18 protein-coding genes are annotated in these 22,733 nt (G+C 61.8%); 9 read left to right on the top strand and 9 right to left on the bottom strand.

What is annotated here, in order from left to right; all coding sequences use genetic code 11:
* Window positions 1-81: 81 nt before the first annotated feature.
* Entirely contained in the window at window positions 82-1,023 is a 942-nt protein-coding gene (locus ACP7B3_RS01650) for a cupin (protein ID WP_426177442.1), read from the bottom strand.
* A 279-nt stretch (window positions 1,024-1,302) separates the two neighbouring features.
* On the opposite strand from ACP7B3_RS01650, the gene ACP7B3_RS01645 reads away from it, so the two are divergent.
* Window positions 1,303-2,172 (top strand): isocitrate lyase/PEP mutase family protein, encoded by an 870-nt coding sequence (locus ACP7B3_RS01645; RefSeq protein ID WP_242196795.1) that lies wholly within the window; start codon window positions 1,303-1,305, stop codon window positions 2,170-2,172.
* A gap of 45 nt (window positions 2,173-2,217) precedes the next feature.
* Here the strand turns inward: ACP7B3_RS01645 and ACP7B3_RS01640 are convergent, their stop codons facing one another.
* Entirely contained in the window at window positions 2,218-4,836 is a 2,619-nt protein-coding gene (locus tag ACP7B3_RS01640) for a hypothetical protein (RefSeq protein WP_426177440.1), read from the bottom strand.
* A 464-nt stretch (window positions 4,837-5,300) separates the two neighbouring features.
* Here ACP7B3_RS01640 and ACP7B3_RS01635 point away from each other — a divergent pair, with 464 nt between their 5' ends.
* Window positions 5,301-6,623, top strand: coding sequence for an OprD family porin (locus tag ACP7B3_RS01635; RefSeq protein WP_426177438.1), 1,323 nt, complete (start codon window positions 5,301-5,303; stop codon window positions 6,621-6,623).
* Here ACP7B3_RS01635 and ACP7B3_RS01630 read toward each other — a convergent pair.
* Complete coding sequence (locus ACP7B3_RS01630; protein WP_145160638.1) at window positions 6,610-7,101, bottom strand: winged helix-turn-helix transcriptional regulator; 492 nt, start codon at window positions 7,099-7,101, stop codon at window positions 6,610-6,612. The genes ACP7B3_RS01635 and ACP7B3_RS01630 overlap by 14 nt on opposite strands.
* Window positions 7,102-7,208: 107 nt before the next feature.
* Here ACP7B3_RS01630 and fabF point away from each other — a divergent pair, with 107 nt between their 5' ends.
* The 3 genes from fabF (at window position 7,209) to ACP7B3_RS01615 (ending at window position 11,459) form a co-directional block, all read left to right on the top strand.
* Entirely contained in the window at window positions 7,209-8,477 is a 1,269-nt protein-coding gene (fabF, locus tag ACP7B3_RS01625; RefSeq protein ID WP_145160636.1) for a beta-ketoacyl-ACP synthase II, read from the top strand.
* 71 nt (window positions 8,478-8,548) lie between these two features.
* Entirely contained in the window at window positions 8,549-8,929 is a 381-nt protein-coding gene (locus tag ACP7B3_RS01620) for a RidA family protein (RefSeq protein ID WP_145160633.1), read from the top strand.
* A 550-nt stretch (window positions 8,930-9,479) separates the two neighbouring features.
* On the top strand, window positions 9,480-11,459 hold the full coding sequence (locus ACP7B3_RS01615; RefSeq protein WP_369302197.1) for a peptidase U32 family protein: 1,980 nt from the start codon (window positions 9,480-9,482) through the stop codon (window positions 11,457-11,459).
* On the opposite strand, the gene ACP7B3_RS01610 is transcribed toward ACP7B3_RS01615, so the two are convergent.
* Window positions 11,437-12,342, bottom strand: a complete 906-nt coding sequence (locus ACP7B3_RS01610; RefSeq protein ID WP_404488229.1) for a DMT family transporter — start codon at window positions 12,340-12,342, stop codon at window positions 11,437-11,439. The two genes, ACP7B3_RS01615 and ACP7B3_RS01610, sit on opposite strands and share 23 nt — an antisense overlap.
* A gap of 108 nt (window positions 12,343-12,450) precedes the next feature.
* On the opposite strand from ACP7B3_RS01610, the gene ACP7B3_RS01605 reads away from it, so the two are divergent.
* The 4 genes from ACP7B3_RS01605 (at window position 12,451) to ACP7B3_RS01590 (ending at window position 15,440) form a co-directional block, all read left to right on the top strand.
* Window positions 12,451-12,894: an Lrp/AsnC family transcriptional regulator gene (locus ACP7B3_RS01605; RefSeq protein WP_145160627.1), complete on the top strand. Its 444-nt coding sequence runs from the start codon at window positions 12,451-12,453 to the stop codon at window positions 12,892-12,894.
* 98 nt (window positions 12,895-12,992) lie between these two features.
* Window positions 12,993-13,862 carry an NmrA family NAD(P)-binding protein gene (locus ACP7B3_RS01600; RefSeq protein ID WP_426177434.1) on the top strand — a complete coding sequence of 290 codons (870 nt, stop codon included), beginning with the start codon at window positions 12,993-12,995 and terminating at the stop codon, window positions 13,860-13,862.
* Window positions 13,862-14,659 carry an aldo/keto reductase gene (locus ACP7B3_RS01595; protein ID WP_426177432.1) on the top strand — a complete coding sequence of 266 codons (798 nt, stop codon included), beginning with the start codon at window positions 13,862-13,864 and terminating at the stop codon, window positions 14,657-14,659. The genes ACP7B3_RS01600 and ACP7B3_RS01595 overlap by 1 nt, the downstream gene beginning before the upstream one ends.
* 322 nt (window positions 14,660-14,981) lie before the next feature.
* Entirely contained in the window at window positions 14,982-15,440 is a 459-nt protein-coding gene (locus ACP7B3_RS01590; protein ID WP_426177430.1) for an REP-associated tyrosine transposase, read from the top strand.
* 247 nt (window positions 15,441-15,687) lie between these two features.
* Here the strand turns inward: ACP7B3_RS01590 and xylB are convergent, their stop codons facing one another.
* Genes xylB through ACP7B3_RS01565 form a run of 5 tightly spaced genes read right to left on the bottom strand, consistent with a single transcriptional unit; the run spans window position 15,688 to window position 21,667 of the window.
* A complete protein-coding gene (xylB, locus tag ACP7B3_RS01585; RefSeq protein WP_426177428.1) occupies window positions 15,688-17,148 on the bottom strand; it encodes a xylulokinase in 1,461 nt (486 codons plus the stop codon).
* A gap of 16 nt (window positions 17,149-17,164) precedes the next feature.
* On the bottom strand, window positions 17,165-18,157 hold the full coding sequence (locus ACP7B3_RS01580; protein ID WP_145160617.1) for a LacI family DNA-binding transcriptional regulator: 993 nt from the start codon (window positions 18,155-18,157) through the stop codon (window positions 17,165-17,167).
* A 25-nt stretch (window positions 18,158-18,182) separates the two neighbouring features.
* Complete coding sequence (locus ACP7B3_RS01575; RefSeq protein WP_369302203.1) at window positions 18,183-19,115, bottom strand: ABC transporter substrate-binding protein; 933 nt, start codon at window positions 19,113-19,115, stop codon at window positions 18,183-18,185.
* 34 nt (window positions 19,116-19,149) lie between these two features.
* Window positions 19,150-20,142, bottom strand: a complete 993-nt coding sequence (locus ACP7B3_RS01570) for an ABC transporter permease subunit (protein WP_242196827.1) — start codon at window positions 20,140-20,142, stop codon at window positions 19,150-19,152.
* The gene (locus tag ACP7B3_RS01565; RefSeq protein WP_416363517.1) at window positions 20,135-21,667 is read right to left on the bottom strand and encodes a sugar ABC transporter ATP-binding protein; all 1,533 of its coding nucleotides are present in this window, start codon (window positions 21,665-21,667) and stop codon (window positions 20,135-20,137) included. Before ACP7B3_RS01565 ends, ACP7B3_RS01570 begins: the two co-directional genes overlap by 8 nt.
* Window positions 21,668-22,733 lie beyond the last annotated feature (1,066 nt).

The raw sequence follows: 22,733 nt of genomic DNA, 5'->3' as shown, positions 1-22,733 counted from the left end.
TGCGGTCGTTCAGTTAAAAATGAGCTTGCTGACACAGCGCATTCGCGAGCAAGCCCGCTCCTACATTAGGGTCTCATCACATCAGCTAAAGCGAATATCCAGCGCGCGCAGGTACGTTTGCAACCCGGCGTCCTGGATAGGGATCAGGAATGCCTCCTGGTCGGACTCATTGAAGTGCGCGTGCCAGTACCCCGGCGGGGTCACGAACGCCAACCCCGGCGACCAGTCGACGCGTACCGGGTTGCGAATCTGCCCGTCGGCGTCCAGTTCGGTGCCTACCAGCGAGTAGCAGCCCGTGGGGCAGTCGATGATGAAGTCCAGTGCAATCGACTGGTGCCGGTGCGGCTTCTGGATCGAGCCGGGCGGCAGGATGCCGTACATGGCCCACAGCACATGCGTGACGGTTCGGGTCTGTGGAAAGTTGCGGTTACCCAGCAGAATGCTGATACGGCTGCGGTCCTGGGCACGCGGATCATCGGCGGCTTCACGCAGCTTCAGGTTGGCCAGTGCGGCGGGATACAGCGTCGGCGCGAAACGGTCGGTGCTGCGCGTAACCCCCAGGTAGCGCAACAGCGGTTCATCGTGCACGTAGTACAGGCGCGCATCCTGCGAGACGCGGAACCGGGCTGGCAGCAAGCCTGGCAGCGCGATAAAACAACCGGCCGACCATTCGATCTGGTGTTCGCCCTGAACGACGCTGCCCTCTCCGGCGATCACATAAAACACTTGGGAGGTGGCATTGGGGTGCAGCTCCAAGGTGTCATCGGCGTTCAGGCGGATGAAGTTGGCACACAGCCCAGGCCCGGTTGCCGGGCCCTCACAGCCCAGCGCAGCGCTGAGGTCCAGCGCGACCACCCGCGACGGGCCACTGTCATACAGCGAGGCCGGGAAGCTGTGGTAAGGAATTCGGGTAATCAGATTGGCGCTGATCGGGTTGGCTGCCTTGCTGTATTCAAAATACTCGGCATCCACTTGTTCGCGTGGGGCATCAACGCTCAGGTCGGGCTTGAATTCGCTGTTCATGGTTCACCTCAGTCTTGGGCTGGTTTGAAACAACTATAGGCATTGCGCCCATCGCGATTAAGCACTCGGTTGGCACAGCAGTTGTGCAAGATGGGGTGGCTATGCTCCTGGATGGTGCGAAAGGCCTGTCCATCGCCAAAGCGTGAACCGATGATCCATGTGTCAGGCATCTGTCTCATGCTCAAACGTCATAATCCCCCGTTCGTCTGCGTGGTAATCTGGCGCCACCATGAATAGACATTGATCGTCACTTGACGATGACCAGAGCCAGGAAAGAACATGCCAAAGATTTCTCACTCAGCACTGCGCCGCAACTTCCGTGAACTGCTTGCCAAACAAATCTGCGTTGAAACCGCCTCCGTCTTTGACCCCATGTCTGCGCGCATCGCCGCCGACCTGGGTTTCGAAGTCGGTATCCTCGGCGGTTCGGTCGCATCGTTGCAGGTCCTCGCGGCACCCGATTTTGCGTTGATCACACTGAGTGAGTTCGTCGAACAGGCCACCCGCATTGGCCGTGTGGCCCAACTGCCGTTCATCGCCGACGCCGACCACGGTTACGGCAATGCCCTGAACGTGATGCGCACCGTCGAAGAGCTCGAGCGCGCCGGGGTTGCGGCACTGACGATTGAAGACACGCTGTTGCCCGCGCAGTTCGGGCGCAAATCCACCGACCTGATTTCGGTTGAGGAAGGCATCGGCAAGGTCAAGGCCGCCCTTGAAGCGCGGGTCGATCCGCAGCTGTCGATCGTCGCCCGCACCAACGCTGGCGTGTTGCCGACCGAAGACGTCATCGCCCGCACCAAAGCTTATGAAAAAGCCGGCGCCGACGGCATCTGCATGGTGGGCGTCAAAGACTTCGACCACCTTGAGAAGATCGCAGAAAACCTCAGCGTGCCGTTGATGCTGGTGACTTACGGCAACCCGCAGCTCAATGACAGCGAACGCCTGGCTGCGCTGGGTGTGCGCATTGTGGTGGCCGGCCACGGCGCCTACTTTGCGTCGATCAAGGCGACTTACGACAGCCTGCGTGCGCAACGCAAGTTGACCAGCAGCACCTCGAACCTCAGCGCGACTGAACTGACGCATACCTACACGCTGCCGGAAAGCTACGTGGCGTGGGCGGAAGAATTCATGGATGTGAAAGAGTAAGCCTCAGTCAATCGGCGGCCAGTTCCGACTGGCCGCCGACTTCGGTCAGTAATTGGCGTTGGGGTTACCCACGTCCACGTAGCCATTTTTGGGCGCAATGATCACATCCAATGGCGGCGGCGTAACGCCGAAGTCATCGAGCTGATCCTTGAGCCCGGTGTACCACTCTTCCTGCTGTTTCTTGCGCGCATTGTCGGCCTTGATGTCGGCAATGATCGCGTAGATCAAGCCACCGACCGCCGCGATGCCGCCCACGGCACCCGCCAGGGCGCCGGCCGCGCCGCCAATCACGCCGGCCGCTTCTGCAACGCCGGCTGCCACCGTGGTTATGCGCGGCACCACATAGGTGGCGACCTCCACCATGCCGGCCACGGCCGACAGGCCATTAAGCCCCGCGAAGGTGCCCTGGAAGCCGGCGCCGACCTTGTCGCCGCTCTGGGCCGAGTTTTTCGCGGAAATGGCCCCGGTGACCAAGCCCAATACGTTCCCCGCCACGCCGCCCAGGCTCTTGCCGACGTTTTCCACGTCTTTCACGTACTTGGGCGCGTCGAACTTGTAAGTGCCCTGTTGGGTGCGATCGAACTGGTCCTGGACAAACTTGGCGCCACCTTCCAGGAACAGTCCGGCCGCCTGAAACGACTGCCCCACTGTCTGCGCGGTGCTGCCGCCCTTGCCGCTGGCGATGCGCGTACCGATGGCGCCCGCCAACAACACGCCCGACACGCCGTGCATCACCCCCGCCTTGTACGCCGCGCTGACCCCGGCCGGCAGCTTGCCGCCCCAGGTGCTTTGGACTTTTTTGATGGCATCGTCGAACTTGGCGCCGCCGCGCATGGCATCGTCCACCGCCCGAATACCACTGATGATATCGGCGGTCTTCGGTGGGGCCTCACCCGGTGGCGTGAATGCAGCGATGTTGTCGTTGATCACTTGCTCAAGGCGCGGGTCATTGGCGCCGGTAACGCCCAGGCCGCGGTAGAAGTCGTCAATCGACTGGCCTTTAAGCAGGTCTTCGCGCCCCAGCTTGGCGGCGACGTCGTTGAAGCTCGAACTGCCCGCCTGCACGGTCTTGTCGTCAAGTACCGCGTCAAAGATTGCCTTGTTCACACCGGACTGAATCACCGCCTTGTCTGCCGGCACACCGCTGGCGATCAGGTCGTTGATCTGCTTGCCGGAGGTGATGTCCGCGTACTCGGCGTTGACCTTGTCCTTGATGGCTTGCGGGGCGTTTTCCAGGGCTTTCTTGTAGTCCGGCTGTTTGCCCAGGGCCTGGGCGTAGAAGTCCGGGTACTTGATGAAACTCGACAGCGCATCGGTGGTGCTGGCGCCCTTGGCGGCAAACGCGTTTTGCAGCGCGTCGCAACTGGATGAAGCGTCCAGGCGCCGCTCCATCTCGGCTTTCAAGGCTGGGTCGGCGGCGACCATTTTCTGCAGCTGTTCGGTGCCCTGGGTGTTGAGGAACTGCTGCACGTCCGGGTCTTTGCTGAGCGTGTCAATGCGCCCTTGCACATCTTTGATAAAGTCTTCGCGTTGCTGGCCCGGTGACGGGCCGTCGCCTGACCACTCATTGGCCGCATCCGGCCCCTGGTGCGCAAACGCATCGGCACCCGCCTTGTAGTTGGCCAGGCCCGTGGACAGCTGGATGATCGCTGCAGTCTTGTCCGCACCGCTGGCGCTGCTGTTGCCCGTGGCGAAATAGTTAGCGCCCACCTTGGAGGCGTCACCACCGGCCGCCTTCACGGCGTCTTCGGTGGCCTTGGCATTCAAGTCCTTGATCTGGTCATCCGCGCTGTTGCCGTCCAGGCCCTTGAGGTTGTCGTAGCCGTATTTGCCGAAGTCCTGCAGGCGCCCCGCTTCCGTGCCGTGGCGCGCTTCGCCATCCTTGGTGAAGCCGTCGATGCGGCCATTGCCCAGGTTGCCGCCTTCGATGTGCTTGCCGGTCTCGTCGTAGTTCTCGACATAGTTGAGCACCTGCGCGGCACGCCAGGCCGCATCGGCGTCGTGTTCAAAGTCGCCGACACGCTCGCGCAGAGCGTCCTTGACCCCGCTCTGGTTGCCGAGGTTTTTCAGCAACGGGTTGTCTTCGATGATTTGCTCGGCACTGCGGTTGTCGCCCATCGGCCGGCCTTCACCCGGCAAGGGCAGATGGTTGGACGGCGCATCGCCCTTGGGCGGCGTGCTGGGTGGGCTCTGCGGTAGCTCGCCTTTAAGGGTCTCCCAGCCGTACTTGCCGAAATCCTGCAGGCGCCCGGCTTCGGTGCCGTGACGGGCGTCACCGCCTTTGGTAAAGCCGTCAACCTTGCCGTTGCCGGCTTCATTGAGTTCTGGCCGCTTGACGGTGGGCTTGCCGTTTTCGTCGAGTTTTTCGATGTGCTCCAGCACCCGGCTCGCGCGGTAAGCGGCGTCCGGATCGTGCTCAAAGTCGCCAACGCGTTCACGTAATTTGTCTTTCACGCCACTCTGGTTGCCGAGATTCTTGAGCAGCGGGTTGTCGTCGATGATCTGCTGCGCAGTGCGAAAGTCGCCTTGGGGCCGCTTTGTATCGGGGCCGAGGCTGTTGTCGTCGGGCTGATTGTTTAGCGCTTTCGACACCGCTTTATTCCAGTTGGGGTTGTCGCCCGCGTTGGGGGTGCTATCAACCTGACGAAGCTGATTGACTTGCATGGCCTGTCTCCTGATCTGGCGTGGGAGAAAGGATTATTAAAGGGCAAGTGCAACAGTCTTGTTACATGGGCGAAATTGAATAAAGCGCAATCATATAGCCACCACTGAACGGCGGTGGCGCACATGAACTTTTATATAACTAAACATTAAAAAATCCGCCGCAGAGACTGCGGCGGCAAACCAAAGGTTTTTGTCGAAGCAGAGCGGCTAAGACCCTATCAACGCTACACCCGCTCGTGATTAAAAGACGTGAAGTTTAATTAATCGAGTTTAATCCGCCACACCGCTGCAAGCCGCGAAAAATATGATAAAAATCGGCTTCGGCAACCCTGTCGAACACAATAAAAACCGTCACTACGCTCACCTGAAAACATCTGCCCATAACACTGTATGCGCCATAAAAATTGCGATATTTCTGCGCGCGCGTTACTTATTCCGGGGAAGTAAACACCATGATCAAACCCATGATTAGACAGTGCAGCCTGCTCACACTGGCAGTGTGCGCGAGTGTCAGCCAAGTGGCCTTTGCCGAGTCTGTCAGCGACCAGGCCGATTCCAAGGGTTTTATTGACGGCAGCAGCATCACGGGCCTGTTGCGCAACTATTATTTCGACCGCGATCGCCAAAGTGGCAAGGCAGACAACCGCGACTGGACCCAGGGCGCGATGCTCAACTACGCCTCGGGCTTTACCCAAGGCACCATTGGTTTTGGCGTGGACGCCTACGCCTATGGCGCGATGAAGCTCGACGCCACCCACGAGGATGCCGGCACCGGTGACCTGCCGACCGACCGCCATGGCGACCCGGAAAACGGCTATGGCTCCGTCGGCGCCGCGGTGAAAATCAAGGTGTCCAAGACCCAACTGAAGTTCGGTGACATGCAACCCACGGCGCCGGTCTTTGCCACCGGCGGCACGCGGATTCTGCCGCAGACCGCCACCGGGTTTGACCTGACCAGCAGCGAAATCGCCGGGCTGGACCTGGAAGCCGGGCATTTCACCAGCACCAACAGCGGCATGACCAGCAACCATGACCACGATATCTATGCCACCTACGCCAACGTCGCGGCCAACAGTGCGAGTTTCGTCGGCGGCAAATACACCTTCACGCCCTCGCTGAGTGCAACCGTGTACGCCGGTGAACTGGAAGATATCTGGCGCCAGTACTACACCAAACTCAACTACGTATTGCCGTTGGGCCATGACCAGTCGCTGGCGCTGGACGGCAACCTGTACCGCACCCTCGACACCGGCAGCGCCAAGGCCGGGGCCATCAACAACACCACGTATTCGGTGGCGGCGGCCTACTCGTTCCTGGCGGCCCACACGCTGACGCTGTCGTTCCAGAAGGTGCACGGCGACACGCCGTTCGACTACATCGGCACCGGCAACAACGGCGCGGGTGAAGGCGGCGATTCAGTGTTCCTGGCCAACTCGATTCAGTGGGGCGACTTCAACGGCCCGGGCGAGCAGTCCTGGGGCGTGCGTTATGACCTGAACATGGCCAGCTACGGCGTGCCAGGCTTGAGCTTCATGACCCGCTACGTCAACGGCTCCGACATCAACGGCACGCACACGCCGGCCAACAGCGCCTACGTCGGCGACTACGGTGCCGACGGCGACCATCACGAGACGGATGTGGAGGCCAAATACGTGCTGCAAAGCGGCCCGGCGAAAAACCTGTCGCTGCGCGTGCGCGATGCGATGGTTTCGTCAAACGCGGATCAGCGCGACGGCAAATTGAACGAGCTGCGGGTGATCGTCGACTACCCGTTCACTCTGCTGTAACCACCCCAGGCTCCAGCCGTTGGCGCATGCCTGCGCTGGCGGCTGGACCGGCCTGCACCACGCACGCATCCAACGGCACGAGTGTGCCTTCGGCCGTTGCCATCATCGGTTGCACCGGCTTGCCCGTCTCGCGCTCCACCACCTCGACACTGGTGCCCTCTTCGGCATAATGCCGATTGCCCCACGCCACCAGTGCCATCAGCACCATGCGCAAATCCTCGCCCTTGGCCGTCGGCACGTATTCATACCGTGGCGGCCGCTCGCTGTAGGCGCGGCGCTCAAGCATCCCGGCGTCCACCAGGCCATTCAAGCGGCGCGTCAACATGTTCGGCGCGATGCCCAGGCTGCGTGAAAACTCATCGAAGCGACGCAAGCCATGCAATGCATCGCGCATGATCAACATGCTCCACCACTCCCCTATCCGTTCAAGGCTGCGGGCGATGGGGCATTCGTCGCTGACAAGAGACTTGCGTTGCATAAGGGTTCCCAGGTGCCGGTACAAAGTTGTGTGACGCCATGTTACTTTCATCATGATAGTGACGTCCATAGGGTCTGTACCCTCAACGCAACCGGAGTCGATTGATCATGAGTAAACGTATCGTCGTGACAGGCATGGGCGCACTGACGCCGCTGGGCGCCAGCGTGGAATCCACCTGGCAACGCCTGTTGAACGGGCAGTCGGGCATACGCCGTCTGCCTGAAGCATTGATCGGTGACCTCGCCATCAGCATCGGTGGCCAAGTGCAAAGCGTGTTGCAAGACCCTGAGGCCGGGTTTGACCCTGATCGGCTGCTGGCCGCCAAGGAACAGCGCAAGATGGACCGCTTTATCCTCTTCGCCCTTGCGGCGGCCGATGAAGCCTTGAAGCAAGCCGGCTGGGCGCCTCAAACGCCGCAGGCACAGGAACGCACGGCGACCATCATTGCCTCTGGCGTGGGTGGCTTTCCGGCGATTGCCGATGCCGTGCGCACCACAGACAGCAAAGGCCCGCGACGTTTGTCGCCCTTCACCATTCCCTCGTTCCTGAGCAACATGGCGGCCGGGCATGTGTCGATCAACTACGGCTTGAAAGGCCCGTTGGGCGCGCCGGTGACGGCCTGCGCAGCCGGTGTGCAAGCAATTGGGGACGCGGCGCGGATGATCCGTGCCGGGGAAATCGATGTGGCGGTGTGTGGCGGTGCGGAAGCGGCAATTCACCGGGTCAGCCTGGCCGGGTTTGCAGCGGCGCGGGCGTTATCCAGCGACTTCAATGACACGCCAGAACGGGCTTCGCGGCCCTTCGATCAGGCACGTGACGGCTTCGTGATGGGCGAAGGTGCCGGCATCCTGGTCATCGAAGAACTGGAGCATGCCCTGGCACGCGGCGCGCAGCCCATCGCCGAACTGGTGGGTTATGGCACCAGTGCCGATGCCTACCACATGACGGCCGGGCCGGAAGACGGTGATGGCGCGCGGCGGGCGATGACTCAGGCACTGCGTCAGGCAGGCATCGAGGCGGCCCAGGTCCAGTACTTGAACGCCCATGCAACCTCGACGCCGGTGGGTGACAAAGGCGAACTGGCCGCCATCAAGACCGTGTTCGGCGCCCATGGCGGCCCGGCCATCAGCTCAACCAAGTCTGCCACCGGCCACTTACTGGGCGCAGCAGGCGGCATCGAAGCGATCTTCAGCGTGCTTGCCCTGCGCGACCAGGTCGCCCCGGTGACGCTGAACCTGGACAACCCGGACGCGCTGGCCGACGGCCTGGACATGGTGCGCGGTGAAGCGCGGCACATGCCGATTGAATATGCGCTGTCCAACGGCTTCGGCTTCGGTGGCGTGAATGCCAGCGTGCTGTTCCGCCGCTGGGCATAACCCTCGGTTTGCCCCTGCTGTGATTTTCGGGGACCATATGCGCCTTCTGCTATAGCCAACCAGAGGCGCCCATGGCCAACCACGACCTGAGCTACACCCCCGATCCGGATGCCGACTCGATTTCCTCCGACGTCGTCGGTTTCAACGGCATCCTGGTCTCCACCCAGATCCCGACCCGCGCCGATGGCAGCCTCGAACTCGGCGACATCACCCTGCAAAGCGAGTGCACCCTGCAAGCGCTGAAAGTCGCGCTGGAAAAAGCCGGCAGTTCCATGGACCGGGTGATGCACCTGACCATCTACCTCACCGACATGGCTGATCGCGCCGCGTTCAATGAAGTCTATAAGCGCTTTTTCGCCAAACCGTGGCCGGTTCGCGCTGCAGTAGGCGTGGCCGCATTGGCCGTTGAAGGCATGCGCGTGGAAGTCACCGCGATGGCAGCCAAGGCCTGAGTTATCGCTGGCAATACACATCAAGGATTGGCGCGATAGCGTCAGATAGACCGAGGTGCCTGCATCGCAGGCAAGCCAGCTCCCACAGAAAAGCAAAGCAGTGCGGTGCTGGATGCTGAACGCGGTCAACTTGTGGGAGCGGGCTTGCTCGCGAAGGCGGTGCATCAGTCAACTCATGTTTAGCTGACCCACCGCATTCGCGGGCAAGCCCGCACCCACATTTGGATCTCTGTGCATCAGATAGAAGTGTGTTGCTTTGCTTTTGATTTTGATCTGACAGGCCCCGTCAACCACGCTGGCCGAACCTAGGCGAGGCACCGAGTGGTGGGGCAAAGACCTTTTGGTTACTTTTGGCTGGGCCGGCATTCCGGGCGTTTGCCAAAAGTGACCCGCTGTAAGAGCGGAACCACCAGTGGCCGTTACCGCAGCAACGGATATGCTCCCAATCTACCTACCCCCATTCACCCAGCCAGCCCTGCGGTAGGTGCCCACCCAGCATTTCACAGCTACAATGCCCGCCTCAACCGTGACAAGCCTGACTAAAAAAACTATGTCCTTGCCCAAGCATCACCTGGAATTGCTCAGCCCGGCCCGCGATGTCGCCATTGCGCGCGAGGCTATCTTGCATGGCGCCGACGCCATCTACATTGGTGGACCAAGCTTCGGCGCACGCCATAACGCGTGTAACGAGGTGAGCGACATCGCTCAACTGGTCGAATTCGCCCGCCGTTACCACGCCCGCGTGTTCACCACCATCAACACCATCCTGCACGACAACGAACTGGAACCCGCGCGCAAGCTGATCCATCAGCTGTACGACGCCGGTGTCGATGCGTTGATCGTGCAAGACCTGGGCGTGATGGAGCTGGATATTCCGCCCATCGAGCTGCACGCCAGCACCCAGACCGACATCCGCACCCTGGGCCGCGCCAAGTTTCTAGACCAGGCCGGTTTCTCGCAGCTGGTGCTGGCCCGCGAGCTGAACCTGCAGGAAATCCGCGCGATCGCCGATGAAACCGATGCCGCCATCGAGTTCTTCATCCACGGCGCCCTGTGCGTGGCGTTCTCCGGGCAATGCAATATCTCCCACGCGCAGAATGGCCGCAGCGCCAACCGTGGCGATTGCTCCCAGGCCTGCCGCCTGCCGTACACCTTGAAAGATGACCAAGGCCGCGTGGTGGCCTTTGAAAAACACCTGCTGTCGATGAAAGACAACAACCAGAGCGCCAACATCCGCGCGCTGGTCGAAGCCGGTGTGCGTTCGTTCAAGATCGAAGGCCGCTACAAGGACATGGGTTATGTGAAGAACATCACCGCCTATTACCGCCAACGCCTCGACGACGTCCTCGAAGACCGCCCTGACCTGGCGCGCGCTTCCAGCGGCCGTACTGCGCATTTCTTCCTGCCCGACCCGGAAAAAACCTTCCACCGGGGCAGCACCGACTACTTCGTCACCGACCGCAAGATCGACATCGGCGCCTTCGACACGCCCACCTTCACCGGCCTGCCGGTGGGTGTGGTGGAAAAAGCCGGCAAGCGCGACTTGCAGGTAGTCACCCATGAGCCGTTGTCCAACGGCGACGGCCTCAATGTGCTGATCAAGCGCGAAGTCGTGGGTTTTCGCGCTAACATCGCCGAACCCAAAGGCGAGTTCGAAGAAGACGGCGAGAAACGCTACCGCTATCGCGTCGAGCCCAATGAAATGCCGGCCGGCCTGCACCAGTTGCGGCCCAACCATCCGCTGAACCGCAACCTCGACCACAACTGGCAACAAGCCCTGCTCAAGACCTCGGCCGAGCGCCGTATTGGCCTGCAGTGGGTCGCGCGCCTGCGTGAAGACCAGTTGGACGTGACCGCGACCAGCGAAGAAGGCATCAGCGCCAGCGTCACCCTGCCCGGCCCGTTCGGCGTGGCCAACAAGCCGGAACAGGCGCTCGACACCCTGCGCGACCTGCTTGGCCAACTCGGCACCACCGAGTACCACGCCACGCACATCGAACTGGATGCGCCGCAGGCATTCTTCATCCCCAACTCGCAGCTCAAGGCCTTGCGCCGTGAAGTGATCGAGGCGCTGACCGCCGCCCGCGTTGCCGCTCACCCACGAGGTGGACGCAAGGCTGAGACGTCGCCGCCGCCGGTGTACCCGGAAGCGCATTTGTCGTTCCTGGCCAACGTCTACAACCAGAAAGCCCGGGACTTCTACCACCGTCACGGCGTGAAGCTGATCGACGCCGCCTTCGAAGCCCACGAAGAAACCGGCGAAGTGCCGGTGATGATCACCAAGCACTGCCTGCGGTTCTCGTTCAACCTGTGCCCTAAACAGGCCAAGGGCGTGACGGGTGTGAAGACCAAAGTGGCGCCGATGCAGCTGATCCACGGTGATGAAGTGCTGACCCTGAAGTTCGACTGCAAACCGTGCGAGATGCACGTGGTGGGCAAGATCAAGGGCCACATCCTTGGCTTGCCACAGCCGGGCAGCGGCGTGGGCCACTTCAACCCGGAAAACATCATCTTTCAGGGCACGCACTGACCCTTGGGGAGCGGGGCCACCACCAGCCCCGCTGCAACCCCGCTGCCGCCAGCAGAATCGCAACAACCCCCAGCCATTGCAGCCAACCCAGGCGATGCCCGAAGGCGATCCAATCGACAAAAATCGCCGCAATCGGGTAGATAAACGACAGCGCGCCGGTAATGGCGGTCGGCAGTTTCTGGATCGCCCCGTACAGCAACACATACATCAAACCGGTGTGCACCATGCCCAGCGTGACCAGCGCAGCCCAAGCCTGGGTCGCGGCAGGCAAGCTGTGCCAAGGCACTAACGGCGCCAGCAACAGTGCGCCGGTAATCACCTGGATCAACGCCATCAAGTGGGGTGGAACGTCCTTCAAGCGCTTGATGATCAAGGCGGCAATCGCATACAAAAACGCTGCGCCCAACGCCAGAGCAATCCCGGTCAGATAATCCCCGCCAGCGCTTTGCTGTTCGCCATGGGCGGTGACAATCGCCAGCATGCCGAGGAACGCCACGCTCAACCATGCGAGCTTCTGCACGGTGATCTTCTCACCCAGAAACAGCGCCGCCAGCATCACCAACATGAACGGCTGCACGTTGTACACCGCGGTGCTGATGGCAATCGACGCACGTGAATAGGATTCGAACAACAGCAACCAGTTGCCGACGATGGCCACACCGCTGAGCATCGCCAGGCCGAGCTTGGCCCAGGTCAGCAGGTCTCGGCGCAAGTAACCCAACCACGCACACACCAGCAACAGCGTCAGCGCGCCAATCACGCAGCGCCAGAACACCACTTCGATCACCGACACGCCAGACACCAGCACAAACCAGCCGATGGTGCCCGAAATCAGCATGGCGGCGACCATTTCCCACGACCCGCGACGAATAGATGTGTCCACGATGGCGCTCCTCAAGTGAGGCTCAATTATGGCAATCTGCTGATCAGCGCCTCCAGCGACTAAAGTAGGCAAAAACCCTCAATTACCTTTTTAAATTAGGCAGACAGCATGATTGACTCTATCGACCAGCAACTGATCGCCGCCTTGATGGACGACTCGCGCCTGTCGCTCAAGGCGTTGGCAGGTATTACCGGGCTGTCTTCGCCCAGCGTGGGCGAACGTCTGCGCCGTTTGGAGGAGCGCGGCGTGCTGACCCACTACACCGTCGACATCGACCCCAAGCACTTCGGCTATTTGCTACAAGCCATCGTGCGTATCCGCCCGTTGCCCGGCAAATTGCAGGAAGTGGAGCGCCAGATCCAGGCGATTCCCGAGTTCACCGAGTGCGACAAAGTCACCGGTGAGGACTGCTTTATCGCGCGCCTGCACGTGCGCACCATGGACCAGCTCGACACCCTGCTCGACCGGCTTAACGCCTATGCCGAAACCAACACCGCCATCGTCAAGAAAACCCCAGTCAAACGGCGTTTGCCGCCACTGGCCGATTCGTGATTTCGCGTCACTAACGCAGTGACGTAATCGCTATTCTGTCATCGCAGGCCGAACTTTATGCTGGGCTCCACACATTGGAACCCACAGGAGTAAAGCGCATGTACGTAATCACTGGCATCACAGGCAAAGTCGGCGGCGCCCTGGCGCATAACCTCCTCAAGGCAGGCCTGCCGGTTCGCGCCGTCATTCGCGACGCCGGCAAAGCGGCCTATTGGGCCGACCAGGGCTGCGAAATCGCGTTTGCCGCGATGGAAGATGCACAGGCGCTGACCGAAGCGTTCAAGGGCGCGACCGCTGTGTTCATCCTGCCGCCACCGGGCTTCGATCCGCTGCCTGGGTTTCCTGAAGCGCGTGCCGTGATAGTGGCTGTCAGCCAGGCCCTCAAGGCCGCCGCGCCACAAAAAGTCTTGTGCCTGTCGACCATCGGCGCGCAGGCCAAGGAGCTCAACCTGCTGACCCAGCGCACGCTGATGGAGCAGGCGTTGAGCGCCCTGGACATCCCCGTAACCTTCCTGCGCCCAGGCTGGTTCATGGAAAACGCCGCCTACGACGTCAGCAGTGCGCGTGACACCGGCGTGATCCACAGCTTCCTGCAACCGCTCGACAAACGCGTGCCGATGGTTGCCACGGCCGACATTGGTACACTCGCCGCGCAGTTGTTACAGCAAGACTGGGCCGGCCACCGCGTAGTCGAACTGGAAAGCCAGTGGGTCAGCCCGAACGACATCGCCCAGACCCTGGCGCAAGTGCTCGGCCGTGACGTGCGCGCCGAGGTGGTTGAGCGCGATACCTGGGAACCGTTGCTGCGCGCCCAAGGCGCACACAACCCGCTGCCGCGCATGCGCATGGTCGATGGCTTCAACGAAGGCTGGATCTGTTTCGAGCACGATCAGGTGCTCAAGGGCACAACCTCCCTGCTCACGGTGTTGCGCGGGCTGGCAGATAAAACCGCGGAGGCGAATGCCTGATGAACCTGCCTGAATTGGGTTTCGGTACCTTCCGTATGCCCGGCGATGACTGCCGGGCAGTGGTTGAAAGTGCCCTGGCGCTGGGTTACCGGCATATCGACACCGCCGCCCTGTACGACAACGAAGCCGCTGTGGGCCAGGCGATCAAACACTCGGGCATCCCCCGCGACGAAGTGTTCCTGACCACCAAGGTGTGGCATGACCAGTTGGCGCCGGCCGCGCTGCAAAAAGCCTTTGAGCTGAGCCTCGGCAGGCTGGCGGTGGACTACGTCGATCTGTTCATGGTGCATTGGCCGGCTGCCGACATGGACCTGCCCGGCGTGATGAACGCTTTGTTGGCCCTGCGCGACAGTGGCCGCGTGAAGCACATCGGTGTGTGCAACTTCAACATGCCGATGCTGCGCGAGGCGATCGATGTGCTGGGCACGCCGATTGCCGCGGTACAGGTGGAATACCACCCGTTCCTCGACCAGAGCCGCCTGCTCAATTACCTGCGCGGCAAACGCATCCCGATGGTTGCGTATGCACCGTTGGCACAGGGTCGCGCGGCCACTGACCCGGTATTGACACAGATCGGCGCCAAGCACGGCGCCAGCGCAGCGCAAGTCGCCCTGGCCTGGTTACGCCAACAAGGCGTGGCGGCGATTCCCAAAGCCCAGCGCCCGCAAAGCCAGCAAGCCAACCTCGATTCGCTGCACGTCACACTCGATGAGCAGGATATGCAAGCCATCGCGCGCCTGCCCAAAGACCAACGCTTTGTGCAGCCGCCGTTTGCACCGCAGTGGGATGCGCTGTAAGCCGATGGACTGTTGTCGTCAGTGGGCTTTCTGTGGCGAGCGGTCTGGTTGTGGCGAGCGGGCTTGCCCCGCGTTGGGGCGCGAAGCGGCCCCGAAACCTGACGACTCAATTCACCTGGAAAAGCGCGGTGACGGGTTTGGGGCTGCTGCGCAGCCCAACGCGGGGCAAGCCCGCTCGCCACAGTAAGCCCGCTCGCCACAACAGCCCCGCTATCCACAACAAGCCCGTGCCCACTGGAAATATGGAGACACCGAACTCAACACGGTCAATTCACCGGCGCTGCTAGCGTCACAGCTTCTTATCCATGCAAGGAGCAACGGATTGTCTCGTCAGCCCAACTCTCACCGGTTACGCCGCGGTCGCTACTCAGAATCAGGGCGTGCTTATTTGGTTACCGTCGTGGTGCATCAGCGCCAACCCTTGTTCAACAGTTTTGAGCTGGGACGATTATTGGTAGCAGAATTCAAACGAACCCACGACGCGGGCCAGGTCAACTCACTGGCGTGGGTGATCATGCCGGATCACTTTCATTGGTTGTTCGACCTGCATAACTCGACCCTGCCCGATGTGATGCGCCAGACCAAGTCGCGCAGTACGCTGAGTATCAATCGAGCCCGAGGCAGCCGGGAAAGGTTCTGGCAGCGCGGCTATCACGACCATGCTGTTCGGGCCGAGGAAGACGCAAGGAAAATAGCGCGCTACGTGATCGCCAATCCTCTACGAGCCGGGCTGGTCGAGCATATTGGCGATTATCCGTTGTGGGACGCGGCGTGGTTGTGACGCTGCAGATTCGCTTGGCAAGCGGGTTTCCTGGGGTGAACGGGCTTCCCGTGGCGAGCGGGCTTGTTGTGGCGAGCGGGCTTGCCCCGCGTTGGGGCGCGAAGCGGCCCCGAAACCTGACGACTCAATCCATCTGGAAAAACGCGGTGACGGGTTTGGGGCTGCTTCGCAGCCCAACGCGGGGCAAGCCCGCTCGCCACAGTAAGCCCGCTCGCCACAACAGCCCCGCTATCCACAACAAGCCTGATCAGTCGTGCAGCGCCTTCGCCGCCACCAGCAACCCTTGGAATTTGCGATAACGCGCCTCCAACACCGGCTGTTGCATCACGTCCGGCCAATACCGCGCCTTGACCGGCAGGCCCGCTTGCAACAACGACGCGCCCTGCCCGATCGCCACAAACCCCAGCTTCGCCGCCCCAATACACGCGCTCAATTCGCTGCCCTGCAAGGTAAAGACCTCGCGCTGCAGGATGTTCGCCAACAACTGCGCCCAGTACTCGCTGCGCGCGCCGCCGCCCACCAGGGCGCAGGCGCCGACGCTGGCGCCGGCCGATTGCACGGCGCGCAAGGCATCGAGCAAGCCAAACCCCACGCCTTCCATCACGGCGTAACCGAGCATCGCCGGGGTGCAATCGTGGCCCAGGTTCATGAAGCCGCCGCGCAGCAATGGGTCGTTATGCGGCGTGCGTTCACCGGCCAGATAGGGCAAAAACAGGGGTGTGTCCAACGGTACCGGCTGCCCCATCGGCAACTGCGCCTGCACCTGGTCCAGCAGCGTTTGTTCGTCCGGCATACCGGTCAGGCGCGTCACCCAGCGCAAGCAACTGGCACCGGCCAGCATGGCGCCCATCGTGTACCAGCGATCAGGCAGCGCGTGGCAGAAGCTGTGCACGGAGCTGGCCGGGTTGCCGGCGGCGTGATCGGTGATAGCGACGATGGCCGCGCTGGTGCCCAGGGTGATGAAACCGTCGCCGGCATTGATTGCGCCGATGCCGACGGCCGCCACCGGGTTATCGCCGCCGCCACCGGCAATCACCACGCCGGGCGACAAACCCAGCCCGCTTGCCGTCGCGTAACCCGCCGGCGCACCGCCTTCCACCAACCTGGGCATCTGTGCAGGCGCAAGCCCCGTGGCACCCAGCATCGGCGCGAACCATTCGCGCTGCGCCACGTCCAGCCACAGTGTGCCGGCCGCATCGGACATCTCGCTGATGCGCTCGCCACTCAGGCGTAAACGCAGGTAATCCTTGGGCGAGAGCACGCAGTCAATAGCCTTGAACACCTCGGGTTCATGCTGTTGCAGCCACAGCAGTTTCGGCGCGGTCAGCCCGGCCATCGGCAGGCTGCCAGTGACTTCGGCGAAGCCGGGCCCGAGTTGGTCAGCTTCGGCGACAGCACGCGAGTCGTCCCACAGGATCGCCGGGTACAACACGCGGTCGTCATCCCCAAGCAACACAGCGCCGTGCATCTGCCCCGACAACCCGATGCACACCACGCGACTGAAAGCCGCATGCGCACGCAATTGCTCAAGCGCCTGCAAACAGGCCTGCCACCAGTCTTGCGGGGCCTGTTCGGACCAGCCGCTGTGACGTCGCGAAACACTCAAGCGCACACCGGCGTGGGCCAGCACGGCGCCGTCGACGTCCATCAGGATCGCCTTGAGTTCGGAGGTGCCCAGATCAATACCGAGGGAAACAGGACTGCTCATACGTGGGTCATTCCAATCAAATACAGCCACATGAATTACGGTATTGCAGGCTCGGCGCCAGGCGTACGCTTTGTACCGGCGCGGCCGGCGAGGCCATGCGTTGTAGCAGCATCTGTACAGCGCGTACGCCCAGCTCCTTGACCGGTTGAGCGATCAAGGTCAGGCGCGGCACGAAAAAATCCGCCCAGTCAAAATCATCAAAACCCACCAGCGCGATCTGCCCTGGCACCTCAATCTGCGCGTCACGCAGGGCATGCATGGCGCCCAGTGTCATCAGGTTATTGCCCGCCATGATCGCCGTAGGCGGCGCGCTCAGGGCCAGCAACTGCGCAGTCGCGGCGCGCGCCGGCTGACTGTTGGAGCCACCGTTGACCAGTAGCTGCGGGTCGAACGCCACGCCTGCCGCCTGCAACGCGGCCCGATAACCTGCCACGCGCTCATCGGTAGTGCCCAGCCCCGCGCGCCCGGCAATAAAGCCGATACGGCGGTGCCCGTGTTCAATCAAATGCGCGACCAGGGCCTGGGTGGACTGGGTATTCTCCACCCCGATCTGGTCAAACTGCGTACTCATCATGCGGTCCACCAGCACCGTGGGCATTTCATTTGCCTGCAAATACTTAAGGGCCCTGGAATCGGTGGACGGGGCCAGCAAAATCCCGTCAACCCGCCGATGATGCAACGCCGTGACCACCCGCAGCTCCTGCTCCGGGTCGTCGTGGGGGTCGACAAACAGCATCATGTAGCCGTGCTTGGCGCACTCGGTTTCAATCGCGTGCACGGTTTCACTGAAGTAATGGTTGGACAGCGCCGAGATCGCCACGCCAATCGTGCTGGTGCTGGAACGGGCCAGCGAGCGCGCCAGGGTATTGGGGATGTAGCCCAAGTCCTGAATTGCGCGCTGCACCGCTTGCACCGTGGCTTCGCTGACTTTGCGGGTGCCGTTCAACACGTGGGACACGGTCGACGTCGACACCCCCGCCCTGCTTGCCACGTCATCCATGGTGACCACGACGCGTTCCCCTTTGCTCAATGACTCAATGTTTACTCGACCAACCGCTGTACGTAGCCACGTTGTCGCGGGTGATCAGTTTTGGCGTGAGCAGGGTAACCGCTGCGGCCGGGGCCTTGTCATTGAGAATGTCGTTGCCCACATTCACCGCTGTTTGCGCCATGGCCCAAGGGTCCTGGCTGGCCGAAGCCTGGATTTGAGTGTCGGTCTTCAGCGCATTTTCGATGTCTGGCGCGCCGTCAACCGAAGTGATGAGGATGCCGCTGCGTTTAAGCTGCTTGGCCGCCAGGTCGCTGCCGATGGCTTGCGGGTCGTTGATCGCGAACAGGCCGTCGATTTTCGGGAAGCGCGTGAGGTAACCCTGCATCACGTTCAGGCCACCTTCGCGCGAGCCTTTGCCGTCCTGGTCATCGGACAGCACCTTGATGTCCGGCGCACCGGCCAATGCAGCCTTGCAGCCTTTGACGCGGTCGGTCACGGCGGTAACTTGCGGGCCATTCTGGATGATCACATTGCCCTTGCCCGCAAGCTTGTCCACCAGGAACTGGCACGCCAGTTTGCCGGCTTCGACGTTGTCGGTTTGCACCGTGGCGTTTACGCCCTTGGCGTCCACATCCACCGCCACCACGACAATGCCGGCATCCCGGGCTTTCTTGATGGCCGAGGCCATGGCCGATGGGTCGACGGCGTTGAGCAGGATCAGGTCGACCTTGGACGAAATGAAGTTGTCGATCTGCGAGAACTGCTTGCTCAGGTCATAGTCGGCCGACACCGACGTCACTTTGACGTTGGGGTTCAGCTCTTTGGCCCGCGCCGTGGCGCCATCGGCCAGGGTCACAAAATACGGGTTGCCGAGCGAGCCCATGCTGATGCCGAGGGCCTTGAGTTCGCGGGCTTCTACGGTGTGGGAGATCAGGGCAGCCAAGGCCATAACAGGAAAGAGGCGTTTGAAGTTCATGCGGGACTCTCTTGTGATTGTTGTTGGAGTGAAATCAGGTCCGTGCACCGGACTGGCGATAGCGATCCAGCGCCACCGCGCCGATGATCACAATGCCCTTGATGATGTACTGCCAGATATCCGACACACCCAGCAGCACCAGGCCGTTGGTGAGCACCGCGATAATCAGCGCACCGATCAGCGTGCCGCCGATGGTGCCGACGCCGCCGGTAAAACTGGTGCCGCCGAGGATCACCGCAGCAATCGCGTCCAGCTCATAGGATTGCCCCAGTTGCAGGCCATTGGCGGCGAACAGGCGCGAGGCGCTCATCACCGCGCCCAGCCCGGCCAGTGCACCGGACATGGCGTAGACGAACAGCAGCACTTTCCACACCTTGATCCCCGACAAGCGCGCCGCTTCCGGGTTGCCGCCGACGGAGTAGATCTGCACGCCCATGACGGTGCGGCGCAGGATGAACCATGACAGCGCCACCACCGCGACGGCAATGATCACCAGCCACGGCACGCCCAGCACCGAGTCATTGCCGATAAACGCAAACGGCAAGTCGGGGTTGAACACGGTTTTGTCATCTGCCAGCAACCGCGCCAGGCCGCGCATGGCGGTCAGTGCGCCGAGGGTGACGATAAACGGCGGCAGGCGCATGAAGGCGATCAGCCCGCCGTTGACCAGGCCCAGCAACAGACCGAAACCGATGCCGGCAGCAATCCCGAACATGCCGAACTGTGGCGACATTGAGGCCTGCAACGCGACCACGGCGGACGCCGCGAGAATTGCGCCGACGGACAAGTCGATGCCCGCCGTCAGAATCACAAAGGTCATGCCCGCCGCCAGCACCACATTCACCGAAGCCTGCTGGGTGATGATCGACAGGTTCTGCACGGTGAGGAAGTTTTCACTGGCCAGGGCAAACCCGACCAGCAGCAATATCAGCACCGGCAGCATGCCGACCGTGCGCATCAGCTCGCGAACGCGTTCCGCTTTACCGACGGGCGCAAGGGCAAGTGTGTGGTTGTTTGAATCAGCCATGGGCAGCCACCTGATCGCCACCGGTGGCGAGGTCAATAATACGTTCCTGGGAAATGACGTGGCCGGATGCCCCGCCGACTTCGGCCACCAACTGGCCTTCGCGCATGATCAACACGCGGTCGCATGTGCCGATGATTTCCGGCAATTCACTGGAGATCACCACAATGCCAACACCGGCCAGCGCCAGTTGATTGATGATGCGGTAGATCTCGGACTTGGAGCCGATGTCCACGCCCCGTGTCGGCTCGTCGAGGATCAGCACATGCGGCTTGACCTCCAGCAGCCGCGCCAACAGCACTTTCTGCTGATTGCCGCCGCTCAAGGCGCCGACATTGACCTTGCCCGACGCCACCCGGATTGACAGCGACTTGATCGCGTCATTTGAACGCTGGGCAGCATGGCCGCGATCCAGCACGCCACCGGCATGCGCGTCCGGCACACAGGCGCAGACGTTGATGTTGTCGGCCACGCTCATGTCGAGGAACAGGCCCTGGGCCTTGCGGTCCTCGGTGAGGTACACCACGCCGGCGCGGATCGCGTCAGCCGGGTTACGCAGTTGGGTCACGGTCTTGCCCACCACTTCAAGTGTGCCGCTGGTGCGCGGGTCGGCCGCAAAGATCAGCCGCGCCAGCTCCGTGCGCCCTGCCCCGACCAGCCCGGCAATCCCCAATACCTCGCCGGCGTGCAGGTCGAAACTGCACTGGCGCACGCGCTTGCCATCGGCCATGTCACGCACGCGCATCACCACGTTGCCGGGGTTATAGGCGGCGTGTTCCTTCTTGTAGAACCCGGAAAGATCGCGGCCGACCATCATTTTCACCAACACCTCGGCCGACAGCGCCTCGCGCGTCAGCTCGCCGATGTACTGGCCGTCGCGCAGCACCGAGACGCGGTCCGACAACTCATAGATCTCGGCCATGCGGTGGCTGATGTAGATAATCGCCAGGCCCTGGCTGCGCAGCTGTTTGATCAAGGCAAACAGGCGGTCGGTCTCACGCGATGACAGCGGCGTGGTCGGCTCGTCCATCACCAGGATCCTGGCGTGGGCATGCAGCGCACGGGCGATTTCCACCAGCTGGCGCTCGGCAATCGACAAGCTGCTCACCGGGGTGGTGGGTTTGAACTCGGCGCCCAGGCGTTGCAGCACCTCGACGCAGCCGGCTTGCATGCCCTTGCGGTCGATGGTCCAGCCGCGCCGCAGTTCGCGGCCCAGGTAGATATTCTCGGCCACGCTCAGGTTGGGGCACAGGCTCAGTTCCTGGTAAATCACGGCGATGCCGAGGGTCTTGGCGGTGGCGGGGTCGAAGGTGGCAACGGGCTGGCCGTCGATGCGGATTTCACCGCCGGGATCGGCCTGGTAGGCGCCGGAGAGGATTTTCATCAGGGTGGATTTGCCGGCCCCGTTCTCCCCCATCAACGCGTGGATTTCACCGGGGTAGACCTTCAGGCCGACATTCTTGAGCACGCGCAAACCGCTGAAGGTTTTGCTGATGCCCTGCATCTCAAGCAAGGGTTCAAGGCTCATGGATGAGCTCCTGGAATTATTATTTTTGTAGTCGAGTGCTGCCGACTCTAGTCCAGTTACATTTCCTTACGCAAGCGCTTGCGCGCGCCGTTTATCGATTGATTAAACGTTTCACCAAGCCCACAAGCGCGAAACCCGCACGCCGCCGGCGTGCATGACATGAAATTTATACGCCAGCGGAATAAAACCCTGCCCCGTCCGTTCTGCCAGCAGTCATTGGAAGAAATCAGGATGCGTCATGACCTCCAACGCAGGCGTTGTCGTTTACATCTGGTATTCCAAATGGCGGCTGAACGCGGTCAACTTGTGGGAGCGGGCTTGCCCGCGAAGGCGGTGTGCCAGTGACACATGAGCTGGCTGACCCACCGCATTCGCAGGCAAGCCAGCTCCCACAGAAAAGCAAAGCACTGCGGTACTGGCAGCTGAACTCGGTCAACTTGTGGGAGCGGGCTTGCTCGCGAAGGCGGTGTGCCAGTGACACATGAGCTGGCTGACCCACCGCATTCGCAGGCAAGCCAGCTCCCACAAAAAAGCAAAGCACTGCGGTACTGGCGGGCTGCACTCGGTCAACTTGTGGGAGCTGGCTTGCCCGCGAAGGCGGTGGGCCAGTGATACATGAGTTGGCTGACCCACCGCCTTCGCAGGCAAGCCAGCTCCCACATTTGGATCTCTGTGCATCAGGTAGATGGGCTTCGTTTGTACTCGGTTAAAGGTGGGAGCTGGCTTGCCTGCGATGGCATCTACTGTGTGTCACTGATAGACCGAGGTGCCTGCATCGCAGGCAAGCCAGCTCCCACAGAAAGGCAAAGCACTGCGGTACTGGCTGGCTGCACTCGGTCAACTTGTGGGAGCGCGCTTGCTCGCGAAGGCGGTGTGCCAGTGACACATGAGCTCACTGACCCACCGCTTTCGCGGGCAAGCCCGCTCCCACATTTGGAGCTTTGTGCATCAGATAGACGTGTGTTGCTGTGCTCCGGCATACCGGGCGTTTGCCAAAGGTGACCCGCTGTAAGAGCGCAACCGCCAGCTGCCCTGAGCGCAGCAACGGATATGCCCCCGCCCACCA

Source organism: Pseudomonas sp. TWRC1-2, from assembly GCF_049896685.1.
Classification (GTDB): Bacteria; Pseudomonadota; Gammaproteobacteria; order Pseudomonadales; family Pseudomonadaceae; genus Aquipseudomonas.
Note: the sequence above shows the minus strand (reverse complement) of the source record. Positions and strands in the feature narration are given on the sequence as shown.